Genomic DNA, 16,988 nt, shown 5'->3' on the forward strand with positions numbered 1-16,988 from the left:
CAGGCTAGAAGGTCCGCGTGGACGACTATAATCCGGAACATATTACCGAGGATTTCTCGCGCGAGACCGAAGCGGAGCCGGGAACAGAAGATCGCTATTTCAATCGCGAGCTGAGTTGGCTCGGCTTCAACGAACGGGTGTTGGAAGAGGCGCGCAATACAGCGCATCCACTGCTTGAGCGGCTGCGCTTCCTGTCGATCTCCGGCAATAATCTCGATGAGTTTTTCATGGTGCGGGTTGCCGGATTGAAAGGGCAGCAGCTGCAGGGCGTCGAAATGCGATCGGCGGACGGAATGACGCCCGGGCAACAGCTGACGGCAGTATCCGCGCGCGCCAATGCATTGATGGACGAGCAGCAGCTGGTCTGGACCGAATTACGCGCTGCGCTGGCAGACACCGATATCCATGTCCTGACCGATGAGGAAATTGTCGGCGAAACGGAAAACTGGCTGGCGAGCCATTTCCAACAGCATATTTTTCCGGTGCTGACACCGCAGGCGCTGGACCCGGCGCATCCATTTCCCTTCATTCCCAACAAGGGCTTCAGCCTGGTCTTCGATCTCCAGCGCAAGGCGGATGGAGAACCGATCCGCGAATTGCTGATGGTCCCGACGACACTCCCCCGTTTTGTGCGACTTCCCGGTGAAACCGCCCGCTACGTCGCTATCGAAACCATCATCAGAAGGTTCACCGATATCCTGTTCCCCGGCTATGATCTGATTGGGCAGGGCGCATTCCGGATAATCCGCGACAGTGACATCGAAGTGGAAGAGGAAGCTGAAGATTTAGTCCGCTACTTCCGCAGCGCTATCAAACGCCGCCGCCGCGGGCGCGTAATCCGCCTCAAGCTGGATTCCGATATTCCCAGCGATATGGAAGATCTGATCCGGCGGGAAATGGGAGGCGACGATGCGATAGTAGCAGAATCGAGCGGATTCCTTGGCGTGGCGGATCTCGAACAACTTGTCGACGAAGATCGCCCGGATTTGAAATTTCCACCCTTCAATCCACGATTTCCGGAACGCATCCGGGAACATGGCGGAGACTGCTTTGCGGCAATCAAGACCAAAGATATTGTCGTCCATCACCCCTATGAAACATTCGATGTCGTCGTCGCGCTGTTGAAGCAGGCGGCAGAAGATCCTGACGTCGTCGCCATCAAACAAACACTGTATCGAGCGGGCAAACAATCCGCGGTAATACGCGCACTGATCGATGCAGCCGAAGCAGGTAAATCGGTAACGGCGGTCGTCGAGCTAAAAGCGCGCTTCGATGAAGAACAGAATCTTCTTTGGGCAAACGCGTTGGAGCGCGCCGGCGTCCAGGTTGTCTATGGCTTCATCGAATGGAAAACGCACGCCAAGGTTACCATGGTCGTCCGCAAGGAAGAGGATGGCTATCGCACCTACTGTCATTTTGGGACAGGCAATTATCATCCGGTTACGGCCAAGATATACACCGACCTGAGCTTTTTCACCGCCGATCCACGGGCAGGACGCGATGCCGCGCAGCTGTTCAACTATATCACCGGCTATGTGCAGCCTGAAGGCCTCGAGCTTATCTCCATGTCACCGCGCGATATGCGGGACGACCTGATGAAGTTGATCGATGTTGAAATTGCAAATGTCCGTGCCGGCAAAGATGGTGCGGTCTGGGCCAAGATGAATTCTCTTGTGGATCCGGCGATTATCGAAAAACTCTATGAAGCTAGCAATGAAGGTGTCGAAGTCGATCTTATCATTCGAGGGATTTGCTGCCTCAAACCAGGCGTTCCGGGCATGTCGGAGAATATCCGTGTACGTTCGGTAATTGGCCGGTTTCTGGAGCATAGCCGCATTGCCTGTTTCGGTAATGGCGCTGCTCTACCCAACAAGAATGCGCATGTACTCATCAGTTCCGCAGACTGGATGCCGCGTAACTTCGATCGCCGGGTCGAATATATGATGCCGATCGAGAATCCGACGGTGCACGCCCAAATTCTCGATCAGGTGATGGTCGCAAATCTGATCGACAATGAACAGAGCTGGCAGCTCAAGTCCGATGGTAGCTATGAACGTATCGACCCCGGCGAGCGGCCGTTTAACCTGCATCGCTACTTTATGACCAACCCATCGCTTTCGGGGCGTGGCGCGGCGTTGAGCGAGCAGGGGTCGATGCCGAAGAAGCTGCACGTCAAACGGCGTGGATAAGCCAGTTTGCAGGGCCAAACCCACCGACTAGAGTCCAATCCCGATGTCCGTTCTATCCCTTTTCCGTTCGGAGGAGACCCCGAGCGCGTCCGTTGATGGACGTACAGCGGTTATCGATATCGGCTCGAACTCCATCCGCCTGGTCGTGTTTGACGGCCATGGGCGGCTGCCAGCCTTTCTGTTCAACGAAAAGGTGATGGTCGGCCTCGGTGCGCGTCGTGACGAAAATGGTGCTCTCAAGGATGACGCTATCGCTGATGCGCTCGGTATCTTGCGGCGGTTCCAATCGCTCGCCAAGGCCATGAATGTAACCGATATGCGCGCCGTCGCGACAGCTGCAGTGCGTGAGGCAGGCAATGGCCAGGATTTCATTGCTCAACTGGCGGGTATCGGCCTGAACGTCCGGCTTCTGTCTGGGCAAGACGAAGCGCGCCTCGCGGCCATGGGTGTTTTATCGGCCATCCCGGATGCCGAAGGGCTGGTCGGTGATCTTGGCGGCGGCAGCCTGGAACTTGCGCGGATCGAAGGTGGCGAGGTTCATGAATGCGCGTCATTCCCGTTGGGCGTGCTGCGGGTCGCCGAACTGCGGGCCTCGGGCAAGAAGGGCGCGCTCAAAAGCACCGTATCGAAAGCACTGAAATCCGCGGATTGGGTCAAGAAGTGCGAAGGGCAGCCCTTGTTTCTGGTCGGCGGGTCATGGCGTGCACTGGCGCGCGTTGACATGCAGCGGACCAAATTCCCGCTCCCGATCGTTCATCATTATACCATGCAAGCTGAACGCGCTTCGAAGCTGGTGCGACTGCTCGCACGGATCGACAAAGACAAGCTCAGTTGCGTCCCGTCCATGGCTTCGCAACGCATTCCGCATCTTCCCAATGGCGCGGCAATGCTATCCCAGCTGGTCAAGCAGATCGGCATTGGAGAACTGATCGTCTCCGCTTACGGCCTGCGCGAGGGTTTGCTCTATGAGCGGCTCGACAACCATGCTCGCCAGATCGATCCGCTCATCGCGGCAACCCGCGAAGAAGGGGAACGGCAAGGCCGATTCCCGGAACATGGAGACTTGTTGAATCGCTGGATTGCGCCGCTATTCGACCATGAATCGGAAACCGATCAGCGGATTCGCCTTGCAGCATGCCTCCTCGCGGATACCGGCTGGCGCGCCCATCCAGAGTTTCGCGCTGAACGGGGACTGGAAATGGCACTGCACGGCAACTGGGTCGGTATAGAAAGCAACGGACGTGGCAAACTGGCACAGGCGCTATTCACGAATTTCGGCGGCGGAGTTGGGGTCGTTCCGGAGTTGGCCAATCTGTGCAGCAAGAAAGAACTGGCCCAAGCCGCCCGTTGGGGGCTTGCCATGCGCTTTGGCCAGCGGCTGAGCGGCGGTGTCGCCGGTCCACTCGAAAAGAGCCGGGTGAGCCTGGACGATGATATTCTGGTTCTGTCCCTGGATCGTTCAGATGCTGCGCTCTACAGCCAGCCCGTCGCCAAGCGGCATCGACAACTTGCTGATGCATTCGACAGAGAATCGAAAATGCAGCTACTGGGCTAATGCCTAGCCGCAGTTGATGTCCGTAACGATCGAGTTCTCATCAAAGGAAATATTCAAGCGCTCTGGCCGAAAATCCATGGTCACAGCGCTATTGGGTGGAATCCAGCGCAGTGTTTCCGCGCCGCTCCGTACCATGGCCGATGCAGCCAGTTCCTGATTGGCAGTCTGTCCCAAAAGATCCTGGACCGGATCTGCGTTGCATGTTGTGGCTCCAAACGGCGGCGCCACAGGCTCACTGTCTCCTGAGGTCGCGCAACCAGAAGCCATAGTCAGCAAGCTGCCTGCAGCCATAATTGCGAACCTATTCCGCATCTTCTTCCTCCGTATGCGTTACCTTCAATTTTCCGTCGCGGACGGCAAATGCAACGCGGCCTTCGACAAGGTCTAACGCGTCACGGCCGAATTCTTCAAAGCGCCATCCATCCAGCAATCGTATGTCTTCACGCACGCCAGCAGCCAGCTGCTCAAGCTCGTCAGCCTTTGCAATCAACCGCGAAGCCACGCCGATTTCCCGCGATCTGATCTTCAAGAGCAGCTTAAGCAAATCTGCGACCAACGCCCCTTCCTTGCCAAGACCGGGCTTACGATTTCGCCGCGACGGCAGTTCATCTTCCGGCAACGGTTCGGCGTGCTGAACAACCTGCATCAGGCGCGCGCCGATATCGTTGGAAGCCCAGCTCGATGGCAAACCACGAATCTTGGCGAGTGCCTTCTGATTTTTCGGTGGATGCGATGCGATATCGGCCAACGCCTCATCGCGTAAGAGCCGACCCCTCGGTAAATTCTTGTCCTGCGCTTCACATTCACGCCAGGCTGCAATTGCTTTCAGCCGGCCCAGCACGTCGGCTTTCCGGCTCTGTATGCGAACGCGCTTCCAACTATCGCTGGGCTCATTTGCATAATTTGCCGGGTCGGCCAGTCGTTCCATCTCGGCATTGATCCATGCACCGCGCCCAGTTTCTCTCAGGCGATCGAGCATCTTGGGAAACAATTCTGCCAAATGAGTGACGTCGCCAATCGCGTAATCGAGCTGGCGTTTATCGAGCGGTCGGCGCGCCCAATCGGTAAAGCGCGCGCCCTTATCGAGGCTATGGCCGAGCAATGCATCGACCAGGTTCGAATAACCAATCTGTTCTCCCAACCCGAGCGCCATGGCGGCGATCTGGGTATCGAAGATCGGGTGCGGTGTCTTGTTGGTGAGATTGTAGACGATCTCCACATCCTGCCCGCCGGCATGAAAAACCTTGAGGACATCTTCATTGTCGACCAGCATATCGAGAAGCGGCGCCAGATCGATATCATCGGCCTTGGGGTCGACGGCCGCTGCTTCCTCGGCATTTCCGATCTGGATCAGGCACAAGTCCGGCCAATAGGTGCTTTCGCGCATAAACTCAGTATCGACCGCGACAAAGTCTCCGGCGGACAGCCGTGCGCAAAGATCAGCAAGCGCATCGCTATCGGTAATCAGCGGGTGGATCTGCATGGGAGAACCATAGGCGCAGCAGCGCAATGAGCCACCGTCACCGCACGGGAACTTGTGGAAAGCCGTGCAGCAACACTACTCGTTAACGGCAAACTCCCTGTCGCACTGATCAGATTCTTGGGCGATCTGCCGTGCAAATTCGAAGAAATCTTCCGCATCGCGGCCCCGTTGGCGGATCTGAGAATCCATCCGGCCAACATCTGCCATCACCGCCTCATTATCTCGTCCTTTTCCGGGCTCCGATCCGAGACTCTCGGCCAGACGGACAAATTCGCGCGCCTGCTGGATATTCGTCTCGGCGCTCTGCCGCGCATCAGCGGCACGATCGGGATCGCTGTCCGCGTCGGTTTGCGCGATGATATCGAAAACATTTGAGACATTCATCGCCGTAGCTGCGCATTCGACAGCACGATCATATGTCATTGGCCCAGCTGCAGCGAGGGCTTCTGCCGCCTCTCGCGCTTCAGCCTCTGCGGTCGCAGCACGCCCAGCTTCAATCTGTGCGATTTCTTCCTCGGCAGTCAAATTGTCAGAACAAGCAGCAAGTGCCGCAGACGCCGCTAAGCTAACGCCGATAACGCTCAGTCTCACGGTGCGCATGCGCTGATACCTGCCCTGTGCCGCAATCTTCTTCATCGATAATCCCCCATTTGGCTGCGAATGCCACCCGGGCTGATTAGAGACGGGTTCGACATTCAGAGTCAAACGAGCGCCGGATCAAATACAATTCACAGCTTGCCCGGTCAGCCGATTCCGCTATGGAGCCGCGCATGACCATGCACACATACCGCACCCATAATTGTTCCGAACTTCGTAGCCAGGATGTCGGCGAAAATGTCCGCCTGTCAGGCTGGGTCCATCGCAAGCGAGATCATGGCGATCTCGTCTTTGTCGACCTGCGCGATAATTTCGGTATCACCCAGATTGTCACCGAGGTAGATGGCCCGGCTTTTGCAACCCTTGAGCGTCTCCGCTCGGAATCAGTAATCACCGTAACCGGCAAGGTCGTCGCTCGGTCCGATGATTTGATCAATGCAAAGCTCAACACCGGCGAAATCGAGATCCGCGCCGAATCCGTCGAGGTTCAGTCCGCGGCGGAAGAACTGCCTATGCCGGTTGCCGGCGAAGCGGATTACCCGGAGGATATCCGTTTAAAATATCGCTATCTCGATCTGCGCCGGGAGAGCATGCACAAGAATATCCTGCTGCGCTCGGAAGTGATTTCTTCGATCCGCAAACGGATGATCGATCAGAATTTCACCGAGTTCCAGACTCCGATTCTCACCGCATCTTCTCCCGAAGGTGCACGCGACTATCTGGTTCCTAGCCGGGTGCATCCTGGGAAATTCTATGCGCTGCCCCAGGCACCGCAGATGTTCAAACAGCTGATCATGGTGGCGGGGTTCGATCGCTATTTCCAGATCGCGCCCTGCTTCCGCGACGAAGATGCGCGCGCCGATCGTTCGCCGGGTGAATTCTACCAGCTCGATTTCGAAATGAGCTTCGTCACCCAGGAAGATGTTTTCCAGGCGATCGAGCCTGTGCTGCGCGGCGTGTTCGAAGAATTTGCCGATTGGGACGGGAAGGGACGCACCGTCGATCCTGAATTTGTCCGCATTCCCTTTGCCGAAGCCATGCTCAAATATGGATCGGACAAGCCGGACCTGCGCAACCCGCTCGAAATCCGGGACGTCAGCAGCCATTTCGAAGGCTCAGATTTTGGCCTGTTCGCCAACATAGTCGGTTCAGGTGGCGTGGTTCGCGCCATTCCTGCACCGAATACCGGCGATCGCGGTCGCCGTTGGTTCGACGGGCTGAACGAATGGGCACGCGGCGAAGGGTTTGCCGGTCTCGGTTACATAAATCGCAAAGAGGGCGCTCCCTCAGGCCCGATCGCCAAGAATCATGGTGAAGAAAAGACCGCCAAGCTGCTCGAAGAACTCGGCCTGGGTGAAGCCGACAGCGTATTCTTCGCGGCCGGCAAGGAAAATGAAGCTGTTCGCCTCGCTGGCGGTGCGCGGACACGTTTGGGTGAAGAGCTTGGCCTGATCGACGAGAATGTCTTCAAATTCTGCTGGATCGTCGATTTCCCAATGTATGAATATGACGAGGAACTGAAGAAGATCGATTTCAGCCATAACCCATTCTCAATGCCGCAAGGCGAGATGGACGCACTGGAACACAAAGATCCGCTCGAAATCCTCGCCTGGCAATATGATATCGTCTGCAACGGCGTAGAGCTCTCATCCGGGGCCATTCGAAACCATCGCCCTGACATAATGTACAAGGCGTTCGAGATTGCCGGCTATTCCAACGAGGAAGTCGACGAGAATTTCTCGGGTATGATCAATGCGTTCAAGTTCGGCGCCCCACCGCATGGTGGCTCGGCACCGGGCATCGATCGTATCGTCATGCTCATTGCAGGCGAACCCAATCTGCGCGAAGTCGTGCTGTTCCCGATGAACCAGAAGGCCGAAGACCTGATGATGGACGCGCCGAGCGATGTCAGCCAGCGCCAGCTTCGCGAACTCAGCTTGCGTATCGTGGAGCCGCCGAAAGAGGGATGAGCGCGCCAGCCGAGGCCTATTTCGGCGATGGAGACAATCGCCTCTGCTATTTCGAATGGGGCAACCCGGACGGACCGGTGATCTTGCTGCTCCACGCCACCGGCTTTCACGCGCGATGCTGGGACCAGGTGGTGACAGAGCTGCCATCCGATCACCGTATCATTGCAGTCGATCATCGCGGGCATGGGCGCAGCGCCAAGCCGGAAATGATTATCGATTGGAGCGAGAATGCGCGGGCACTTGGCGACCTGATCGAAGGGCTGGACTTGCGCGATATTGTGGGTGCCGGCCATTCGATGGGCGGACATTGCCTGGTCCAGTTGGCGGGACAAATGGGCGATCGCTTCAAACGCCTGGTGCTGATCGACCCCGTGATCATAGAGCCTTCGCTGTATGAAGGCGTGCCACCGCTTGACGAGCTGGATCCATCCGAAAATCCCGTATCACGGCGGCGAGCGCGTTGGGATTCGCCGGAACAGATGATCAACCGACTCAGGGATCATCCCTCCTATTCGGTATGGGATCCAGACGTTCTCGAAGATTATTGCCGCTATGGCTTGCTGCCGCGGGATGACGGGGACGGGTTTGACCTTGCTTGTCCGCCCTTTCTCGAGGCGTCCATCTATACCGGCTCGCGCTCAATCAATCCTTATCCAATGGTTGATCAGATCAGCGTGCCGGTGACAATATTACGGGCGCCACGCGGCGAACGGGGCGCTGCCGTCGATTTTACACGCTCGCCCACCTGGCCGGGGCTGGCCGATCGATTTGCCAATGGCACGGATGTTTTCATGCCGGAGCTCACGCATTTCTTGCCAATGCAGGATCCCAAGCGGATCGCGCGATATATTGCAGGGCTTTCGCCCGACGCATAACCCTGTGTAAGCTATTTCGGGCTATATCGTTCGGGAACTTTAGCGGGGATCTTTCATGGCAATCGACCTTGCCGATTTTGAAGCCGGTGCGAAATATGACGGCGATTATGATGATGACCTAGCGGAGCTGCAGGAGCGGCTTGGCCAGATTCAGGCCGCCTATATCGCCAATCGCAAGCGCGCTGTTATCGCGGTAGAAGGCTGGGATGCGGCTGGCAAAGGCGGCATGATCCGTCGCCTGACAGGGCGCTGGGACCCGCGATTTTTCCAGGTCTGGCCGATTGGCGCACCGACGAAGGAAGCCAAGGCTCGGCACTTTCTATGGCGGTTCTGGAACAAATTGCCGGGAAACAAGGAAATCAATATCTTCGATCGCACCTGGTATGGCCGGGTGCTTGTCGAACGGGTCGAGGGCTATTGTTCGGAAGTCGAATGGCGCCGCGGCTATGATGAAATCAATGAATTTGAAGCCCAGCAGCGCGATAGCGGAACGCCGATTATCAAGCTTTTCCTGCATGTTACGCAGGAAGAACAGGACGAGCGCTTCCGCAAGCGGCTCGACAATCCCTGGAAGCGCTGGAAGCTGACCGCAGATGATTTCCGCAACCGCGAGAAGCGCGAACCCTATCTGGAGGCGCTGCGCGATATGTTTGCCCGGACGGACACGCGCTGGGCGCCCTGGACTGTGGTTGATGCCAACAACAAGAAAACGGCGCGGATCACTGCACTCACCCATATTGCCGAGCAACTCTCGGCGCATGTGTCGATGGAACCACCCGAAGCCGATCCGGAAATCATGGACTTGGCGGCGTCCCATTTGGGGACACCGGGCAAAGACTGAGTTCAGCACATTTGCGGTGATTTGGGTCCCTGTGCGATATCCTGCGCAACAGGAGACGAAAATGGCGGGCATGTATCGGGGAATTGGCACGGCACTGGCAGCAGCATTGCTGGCAACGGGGTGTGCGCATGATGGCTATTCTGACCGGGGATACGGCTATAACGGCTCGCACGGCTATGCGCCGCGCTATGCCAATCCGTTCAGTGGCTCCGGCGCGCGTCGGCTTGATCCATGGTTGGCCGAAACCCGCCAGGGGCATCAGTTTGTGATGGACCATTATCGACTTGGCCCGGGCTATGAGCTCAGCCGCGACGACGCGGAGAGCGCCAACGCCTTTTTCCGGCGCTGGGCGGATACCGACGGCAATTATCGCCTAACCGATGAAGAGATCCGCACTGCGCTCGTCCATGCGGGGCGCAACTACGGATCACGCTCCCACTAGGCAACACTCTCAGGATAGGTAATCGCGAGGATTTCATAATCCTTCGGCCCGCCAGGTAGCCGAACGGTCCGGCTATCTCCAACTGCAGCGCGCTTCAAAGCATTGGCCATCGGAGACAGCCAGCTTATCCGGCCAGCCGAAGCATCCGCCTCATCCTCACCGACCAGCGTTACCGTTCGCTCGCAATCATCTTCATCGACTAGCTGTACCGTCGCTCCGAAGAAAACCCGGCTCTTGTCCGGCTGATCCGAGGGGTCAACGATTTGCGCCGCCTTAATCCGGCGCGACAGAAAGCTGATCCGGCGATCGATTTCGCGCAGCTTCTTGCGGCCATAGATATAGTCGCCATTTTCGCTGCGATCGCCATTGCCCGCCGCCCAGCTAATCACTTCGACCAACTCTGGCCGCTCCGTCCCGAACAGCATTTCATATTCGGCCTTCAACGCCGCATAACCTGCCGGTGTGATGTAATTGACCCGATCGGCCATTAGCCCGGCGTGGATTTGCCCAGATAGCGAGACAGCGGCGCATTGTTGCGCGGCATAAAAGCGCGATCAGGATGCAGCAGATCGTACATCACCGCATTCTCCATCACGCGCTGGACGTAATTCTTCGTCTCGTAGATCGGAATTTCTTCGATCCAGCGCACAATATCGACGCTCCCGAGGCGCGGATCGCCATTGGCGCGGATCCAGCGGTTCGCATTGCCTGGCCCAGCGTTATAGCTCGCAGCGGCAAGCGCATGATTGCTCCACCGCTCATAAAGGCTTTCATAATAGGCTCGCGCCAACAGGATCGAATATTGCGGATCATTGGTCAGGCCGGAGCGGCTATAGCTGCGCCCAATCCAACGCGAAACTTCACGCGCCGTGCCCGGCATAAACTGCATCAGGCCGCGGGCGCCCGCATGGCTTACTGCGCGCGGATCAAACTGACTTTCCTGGCGCGCGATTGCGTGAACCGGCGTAAAGAAACGCTCGGCCCCGCGCGGCATCGGGACGGTCGGATATCCATAGGCAACGGCGTTAAACCCGTTCACCCGGGCGCTCCGATGGGTCATCACAGCAAGGTCCTGCCGGCCAATCTGGCTTGACAACATCGCGGACAGCTGATGCTCGGATTCGGTGCTGATCTGGCGGGTAAGACCACGCAGGAAGGTCGATTGCGTGTTCCACGCGCCCAATTCGCCGAGCATGCGAATTGCCTGAACGATTTCTCGGTCCATAAATTCACGCTGGACGGACGGATCAATGGATGCGCGTTGTGCACTTGGCAGGCGAAGCTCACGACCCAGCCGCTCGGTGGCTAGCTGACCATAGAAATAGTCATAATAGGCAGCTGCTTCCTCATAGAGAGCCGTAGCGCGATCCCGTTGGCCAGCGGCCTCAGCAGCCCGCCCGGCCCAGTAAAAGCCTTTTGATCGTGTTTGGGGCGTTCGCGCGGCGCGGCCATAGCGTTCGAACATGCCAACCGCGTCGGCAGGTCGGCTGCGGTGCCATAAAGCGGTTGTTCCAGCGAGCCAGGTCAAGCTCGTATAATCGTCTCGAACGCCTAACTCTTCGCCGCTGACATCAGTGCCGGGATCGAATGCATCGTCTACTTTGCTGGCAATCGAATAGGCTGTTGACCATTGCCGGTCATTGGCGGCGGCGCGCGCATTAAGGAGTAGCACTTCATACCATTCCTCAGCATCGGTTGGACGATGTTGCAGGGCAGGGCGATTGGCGAGCAAGCGCCTGGCTTCAATCGAGCGGCCATTATTGCGCAGCCACATGGCCCGTTCCGCGACATAGCCGGGATCACCCATCGCCGATCCACCCGCTTCAGCACCGGCACCGGTTGAGAGGCGAAGGCGCGCAGAATGTGCATCACGGCGTGACGTAGAGGTCAGCGATAAAACGCGGGCAGCACCCGATGTGTCATCCTGCCACAGCAAATAATCGAAGCGATAGTCATGATCTTCGGCTGATAGAGCACCGGCAAAACGCCGAAGAACAACGGCTTCGTCAGCTGACGCTGAGCTACGATTGAACGAACCCAGCCGCCAAGCCTGGCGCGCATATCTATTTGCCTCATCATTGCGTCCCATCGAAGCGAGCGCTTCGGCGTAGCGCAACGAACCACTGGCCGTTATCGGCTCATAGCGTTGGAAGAAGCTGATCAGCGCTGCTGGCGACGCGCCGTTAGCCGGAATCTGGTTCTCGGCGACGCGCTGCATCCGCGTCTCACCCGGCCAGTCAGGATGCGACACGAGAAAGCTCGCATAATCATTAAACGGCAGGGCGTCGCTCTGCTGCAATCGGTTCCAGCGGAGGATAGCTTCACCAATCGGATGAGAGCGTGGCACCGAACCTACCGAGCCAGCGCCAGAAACACCAAGCCGGCTGGCATACCAGGCCCGCTGTTCGGACGTAAGATTCTGTGCCGAGGCGGCTACGGAGCCGGACAAAGCGGCCACGCCAATTGCTATAAACGCAACGGTCTTCTTCAACATGCTTGCCATAGTGCGCGCACAATCCTTATCTGACGATGAATAAGCCCCAATGATGTGACGGTGATATGCCGCGCAAAGATGTGGAGGTGAAGGAGAAACTTATGTTCAGCGGGTCGATTCCGGCTCTGGTGACGCCCTTTCGCGACGGATCGTTTGATGAAGCCACCTATCGGAGCTTTATTGACTGGCAAATTGCGGAAGGCAGCAGCGCCCTTGTCCCGTGTGGAACCACCGGAGAGGCGGCCACGTTATCTTTCGAAGAGCATTTCGAGGTGGTTGGTGCCTGTGTCGATCAGGCTTCAGGACGCGTACCGGTCATTGCCGGTTGCGGTTCGAATGACACACAGATTGCGATCAAGAATATGCACAAGGCCCAGGAACTCGGCGTCACTGCTGGGTTGGTTGTGCCGCCCTATTACAACAAGCCGAACCAGGAAGGCATCTACCGGCATTTTGAAGCGATCATTTCGGCCTGCGACTTGCCGATCCTGCTTTATAATGTTCCGAGCCGAACAGCCTCCGATATCTCGGTCGACACGATGGCGCGCTTGCGCAAATTTCCCTCGATAGTCGGGGCCAAGGATGCGACTGCCGATATGGACCGGGTAAGTGCCCAGCGCGCTGCGTGCGGCGCAGATTTCTGTCAGCTATCGGGCAACGATTATCTTACACTGGGATATCTCGCGATGGGTGGCACCGGGTGTATTTCGGTCACCGCGAATGTCGCTCCGCGTCTCTGTGCCGAGTTTCAAGCCGCATGGTCGCGCGGAGATGCTGACGAAGCGCTCAAGATAAATGATACGCTCCATCCGTTACACGGTGCGATGTTTGCTGACGCATCTCCAGGACCAGCGAAATACGCCCTGACCAAGATCCGGTCAGGCTTTCCTGGGGAGTTGCGGCTGCCGATGACATGGCCCTCGGAATCCGCGCAAGCGGCAGTTGATTCAGCGCTCACTCATGCAGGCCTGTTAGAGGACTAAACATGGCCCGCCCGCAACCCAATACGTTCGACAAGGTTAAGACCGTCGCCGAAAACCGGCGCGCGCGTTTTGATTATGCTATTGACGAGAAGTTCGAAGCCGGAATCGCCTTGACCGGCACCGAGGTTAAGTCGCTCCGCTTTGGCGAAGGCGCCATTGCCGAAAGCTATGCCGATTTGATGGATGGAGAAGTCTGGCTGATCAATGCGAATATTCCCGAATTCAGCCACGGTAATCGCTTCAATCACGAAGCCAAGCGACCGCGCAAGCTGTTGCTGCATGCGCATGAGATCAACAAGGTGCGCGGTGCCGTGGAGCGCAAGGGCATGACACTTGTGCCGCTATCCATCTATTTTAACTCCCGCGGCAAGGCGAAAGTCGAGCTGGCACTCGCTAAGGGCAAAAAGCAACATGACAAGCGCGCAACTGAAAAAGCGCGCGACTGGAAAAGGGAACAGGGCCGCCTGCTGCGTGACCGTGGCTAGATCGGAACGAGAAACCGGCCGCATGATGCGGTGGATCCGCAAACATTCGCCAAGCCGGGACGAGCTTGTGAAGAATCGCTTCATCAAGCCGTTCGCCGGACGGGTGATGCATAGCTATCTGTGGAAGTTTAACCGGCGATCTGTTCCGCGGGGCGCGGCATTGGGGATGATTGTTGGTATCATTGTCATGATTCCCGGATTCCAGATTATCGCATCTGCGCTTCTCGCACTGCCATTTCGCGCCAACATCCCGGTTGCAGCCGCTACAACTTTCACCAGCAACCCATTGACGACGCCCTTTATTCTGATCGGTGCCGTGTTTGTCGGCAACGGTGTGTTCGGCCTTGAGGCTGATCCCGGGCATTTCCAGACGCTCGTCGACAGACAGGCAGGCATTACTGAATGGCTCGCCTGGTTTGCCACAGATGCAGCGCCTGCACTCCTTGGCGGGCTCATGGTAATGGCGGTAGTAAGTGCAGCGATTGCCTATCTGTTGGCCGATTGGTTCTGGCGCTATCGCGTATCGCGCAAGTGGAAGAAGCGTCGGTTGGCAATGGCCGACCAGGATGACAGCGGAGAATAATGGCAAGCATCGTTCCAGAAAGCCGAGACCGGAACCCGGCCATCTACCACTTTGCCGATCGCGCCGTGATCATCGCTGTAATTGCGCTCGGCATCGCCTCAGCAATTCTGCTGATGGTGCTTTTGGAAAGCCCGTTATTTGCGGCAGGTTTCGCGACATTCTTCGCCTGCGGTCTAGGCATCGCCTTTATTGCTTCGCGGCGCCGCGCGTTGCCCGCGACAGCCAAAACCGGCCCGGATCGGGCGCTGCTGCGGGTGGCAATTGACGGAGCAAGCGAACCGGTCGCCGTTACCGATCGGGACGGCACCCTCGTGGTAGCCAATTCCGCGTTCGAGAAAGACTTTCGTCAAATCCCGACACCGCCAGCCATGCCATTTTCCGATGAAGGCATCGATCGACTGACCAATGCCGGTCGAACGGCGTGGCGTGACGGGCGGGGCAACGCTGCCGCGTTGAAGACACCCCAAGGCCATTATGATGCTCTTGTTGAGCGCGGCGGCGAACAGGGCGATTTTCTCATCTGGAGATTTCTACCCACACAGGGCGTTGATATGGTCGGCGAAGCGCGGCGGTTGCTCGAAGGGCAATCGGGCTCCGCGCTTGGCATGGCGGGTGTCATGGGCGTGCTTGTTGACGGCAAAGGCCGAATGATCGCGGCCAATCCAGTGTTTCGCCATCGCGCATTAGGCTCTCAACAGGAAAAGCTGCGCGGCCAACAACTGACCGAACTCCTAGATGCCGATGAAGATGATGCACTGCGCCTGACCCGGGAAGGGGAAAGTGGCGGGCCTCTCCGGATCATCCAAGTGCCACTGACAGCTGGCGCGGAAACCGGTGGACCAATTGTATTTTTCTTCCTCGACGAAATAGCGGGCGCCGGACGGGCTACGAACAGTTCGGATATTCATGCGTTGCTTGGCCTGTTGCCTCTCGGACTGGCACTGGCAGAGCGCGACGGCCGGTTCCTCTATATGAATGATGCATTCCGACGAGCGGCTGGCCTCGATGACGGAGCGCAACCGGTATATCCGGGTGATCTCGTTGTTGATGAAGACAAGACGGCTGTCGCGAACGCCGTGCGACGTTTTTCAAACAGCGCGTCGATATCGGCGGATATTGCGTTGCGGCTGCGGCATCAGCCGGATGAGACTGTTGCCATGACCGTGGCCGGGGCACCGGGACTGGGAGAAGCCGCTGTGCTGCTCAGCCTCAAGGACAATAGCGAAGACGAAAAGCTCAAACGCCAGGTCGCCCAGGCCACCAAGATGCAGGCTGTGGGGCAGCTCGCGGGTGGCGTTGCCCATGATTTCAACAATATCCTGACGGCTATTATTGGCCATTGCGACCTGATGCTGCTCCGGCACACGCCTGGAGATAGCGACTATGACGATATCCAGCAGGTCAAATCGAACTCCAATCGCGCGGCCGGACTCACGCGGCAGTTGCTCGCATTCTCGCGCCAACAAACCTTGCGGCCGCAGATCCTGCAGCTGCCGGACGTGGTCTCGGAAGTGTCCAATCTGATGAAGCGGCTGCTCGGCGAAACCGTTTCGCTTGAAATCCGGCATGGCCGCAATCTTGGCGCGGTGCGCGCCGATCCGGGCCAGCTGGAGCAGGTGATCGTCAATCTCGCGGTGAATGCGCGGGACGCGATCCAGTCCCGCACCGATAGTGACGGACGCGGTACGCTCACTTTGGAGACATTCTCGGTCTCACCGGCAGAAGTAGACGCGCTCGGCCATGATATCATGCCATCCAGCGATTATACGGCGTTTCGGCTCACCGACACCGGCATCGGCATTCCGCCGGACACTTTGGGCAAGATCTTTGAGCCTTTCTACACGACCAAGGAAGTCGGCAAGGGCACCGGGCTGGGCCTTTCAACAGTCTATGGGATCGTCAAGCAATCGGGCGGCTATATCTTCGCCGACTCCGAAGTGGGGCAGGGGACAGCCTTCACCATCTATCTGCCCGTCCATCGCGGCGAAACCGATAGCCAACCAGGCGCAACAGCCTCTACCGCACCCGCTGAAGCACCTCCGCCAACCGCCGAACCAGAAGCCGCGCCGCCAACCCAGGAAAGCTGGGGCAGTGGCACGATCCTTGTCGTGGAAGACGAAGACATGGTGCGCGCGGTTGCCGAGCGTGCGCTGAGCCGACAGGGCTATACGGTCGTGACGGCCGAGGACGGGGAGATTGCGCTCGAGATCATCGCGGAACGCCGGGATTTCGACATGATCCTCTCCGATGTGGTGATGCCGGGCATGGATGGCCCGGCAATGGCCAAGGAAGTGCGCAAGGACCTTCCCGATATTCCGATCCTTTTCATGTCCGGCTATGCCGAGGAGCAGCTGCGCAAATCGATCGATATCGAGCAAGTGCATTTCCTGCCCAAACCATTTTCCGTCCAGCAACTTGGCGACGCAGTCGCAGGGATTTTGCAGGACAGGAATGGGGGCAGCTAGATGCGGATATCGCAGATACCAGCATG

Annotated in this window: 15 protein-coding genes; 10 read left to right on the top strand and 5 right to left on the bottom strand. The window is 57.8% G+C overall.

Translation table 11 applies throughout. The features are described 5' to 3' along the window. Positions 1-17 precede the first annotated feature (17 nt). Together HFP51_RS04180 and HFP51_RS04185 are read left to right on the top strand one after the other, a co-directional pair. The gene (locus HFP51_RS04180; RefSeq protein WP_370462936.1) at positions 18-2,189 is read left to right on the top strand and encodes an RNA degradosome polyphosphate kinase; all 2,172 of its coding nucleotides are present in this window, start codon (positions 18-20) and stop codon (positions 2,187-2,189) included. A gap of 43 nt (positions 2,190-2,232) precedes the next feature. Continuing rightward, the gene (locus HFP51_RS04185; RefSeq protein ID WP_176874511.1) at positions 2,233-3,744 is read left to right on the top strand and encodes a Ppx/GppA family phosphatase; all 1,512 of its coding nucleotides are present in this window, start codon (positions 2,233-2,235) and stop codon (positions 3,742-3,744) included. Between the two features lie 3 nt (positions 3,745-3,747). Here HFP51_RS04185 and HFP51_RS04190 read toward each other — a convergent pair whose 3' ends face one another. The 3 genes from HFP51_RS04190 to HFP51_RS04200 all read right to left on the bottom strand — a co-directional run bounded on the left by HFP51_RS04190 (position 3,748) and on the right by HFP51_RS04200 (position 5,863). Continuing rightward, a complete protein-coding gene (locus HFP51_RS04190; RefSeq protein WP_255454846.1) occupies positions 3,748-3,972 on the bottom strand; it encodes an I78 family peptidase inhibitor in 225 nt (74 codons plus the stop codon). A 73-nt stretch (positions 3,973-4,045) separates the two neighbouring features. Next, on the bottom strand, positions 4,046-5,227 hold the full coding sequence (gene rnd, locus HFP51_RS04195; RefSeq protein ID WP_176874513.1) for a ribonuclease D: 1,182 nt from the start codon (positions 5,225-5,227) through the stop codon (positions 4,046-4,048). A gap of 75 nt (positions 5,228-5,302) precedes the next feature. Further along, complete coding sequence (locus tag HFP51_RS04200) at positions 5,303-5,863, bottom strand: hypothetical protein (RefSeq protein ID WP_176874514.1); 561 nt, start codon at positions 5,861-5,863, stop codon at positions 5,303-5,305. A 140-nt stretch (positions 5,864-6,003) separates the two neighbouring features. Between HFP51_RS04200 and aspS the strand changes: the two genes are divergently transcribed. From aspS to HFP51_RS04220, 4 genes are all read left to right on the top strand, one after another. After that, positions 6,004-7,794, top strand: a complete 1,791-nt coding sequence (gene aspS / locus HFP51_RS04205) for an aspartate--tRNA ligase (protein ID WP_176876531.1) — start codon at positions 6,004-6,006, stop codon at positions 7,792-7,794. Next, the gene (locus HFP51_RS04210) at positions 7,791-8,669 is read left to right on the top strand and encodes an alpha/beta fold hydrolase (RefSeq protein ID WP_176874515.1); all 879 of its coding nucleotides are present in this window, start codon (positions 7,791-7,793) and stop codon (positions 8,667-8,669) included. Before aspS ends, HFP51_RS04210 begins: the two co-directional genes overlap by 4 nt. A gap of 55 nt (positions 8,670-8,724) precedes the next feature. Continuing rightward, positions 8,725-9,510, top strand: coding sequence for a polyphosphate kinase 2 family protein (locus HFP51_RS04215; protein ID WP_176874516.1), 786 nt, complete (start codon positions 8,725-8,727; stop codon positions 9,508-9,510). A 61-nt stretch (positions 9,511-9,571) separates the two neighbouring features. After that, on the top strand, positions 9,572-9,952 hold the full coding sequence (locus HFP51_RS04220) for a hypothetical protein (RefSeq protein ID WP_176874517.1): 381 nt from the start codon (positions 9,572-9,574) through the stop codon (positions 9,950-9,952). Here HFP51_RS04220 and greB read toward each other — a convergent pair. Together greB and HFP51_RS04230 are read right to left on the bottom strand one after the other, a co-directional pair. Next, on the bottom strand, positions 9,949-10,440 hold the full coding sequence (gene greB, locus HFP51_RS04225) for a transcription elongation factor GreB (protein WP_176874518.1): 492 nt from the start codon (positions 10,438-10,440) through the stop codon (positions 9,949-9,951). The genes HFP51_RS04220 and greB overlap by 4 nt on opposite strands. Then, the gene (locus HFP51_RS04230) at positions 10,440-12,455 is read right to left on the bottom strand and encodes a lytic transglycosylase domain-containing protein (RefSeq protein WP_176874519.1); all 2,016 of its coding nucleotides are present in this window, start codon (positions 12,453-12,455) and stop codon (positions 10,440-10,442) included. Before HFP51_RS04230 ends, greB begins: the two co-directional genes overlap by 1 nt. Positions 12,456-12,547: 92 nt before the next feature. Here HFP51_RS04230 and dapA point away from each other — a divergent pair, with 92 nt between their 5' ends. The 4 genes from dapA to HFP51_RS04250 are packed head-to-tail and all read left to right on the top strand — an operon-like array spanning position 12,548 to position 16,962. After that, positions 12,548-13,429, top strand: a complete 882-nt coding sequence (gene dapA, locus HFP51_RS04235; RefSeq protein ID WP_176874520.1) for a 4-hydroxy-tetrahydrodipicolinate synthase — start codon at positions 12,548-12,550, stop codon at positions 13,427-13,429. Positions 13,430-13,431: 2 nt separating this feature from the next. Further along, complete coding sequence (gene smpB / locus HFP51_RS04240; RefSeq protein ID WP_176874521.1) at positions 13,432-13,914, top strand: SsrA-binding protein SmpB; 483 nt, start codon at positions 13,432-13,434, stop codon at positions 13,912-13,914. A gap of 22 nt (positions 13,915-13,936) precedes the next feature. Continuing rightward, positions 13,937-14,497, top strand: a complete 561-nt coding sequence (locus HFP51_RS04245) for a DUF2062 domain-containing protein (RefSeq protein WP_176874522.1) — start codon at positions 13,937-13,939, stop codon at positions 14,495-14,497. Next, on the top strand, positions 14,497-16,962 hold the full coding sequence (locus HFP51_RS04250) for a response regulator (protein WP_255454852.1): 2,466 nt from the start codon (positions 14,497-14,499) through the stop codon (positions 16,960-16,962). The genes HFP51_RS04245 and HFP51_RS04250 overlap by 1 nt, the downstream gene beginning before the upstream one ends. The last annotated feature ends 26 nt before the right edge of the window (positions 16,963-16,988 follow it).

This window comes from Parasphingopyxis sp. CP4, assembly GCF_013378055.1.
Taxonomy (GTDB): Bacteria; Pseudomonadota; Alphaproteobacteria; order Sphingomonadales; family Sphingomonadaceae; genus Parasphingopyxis.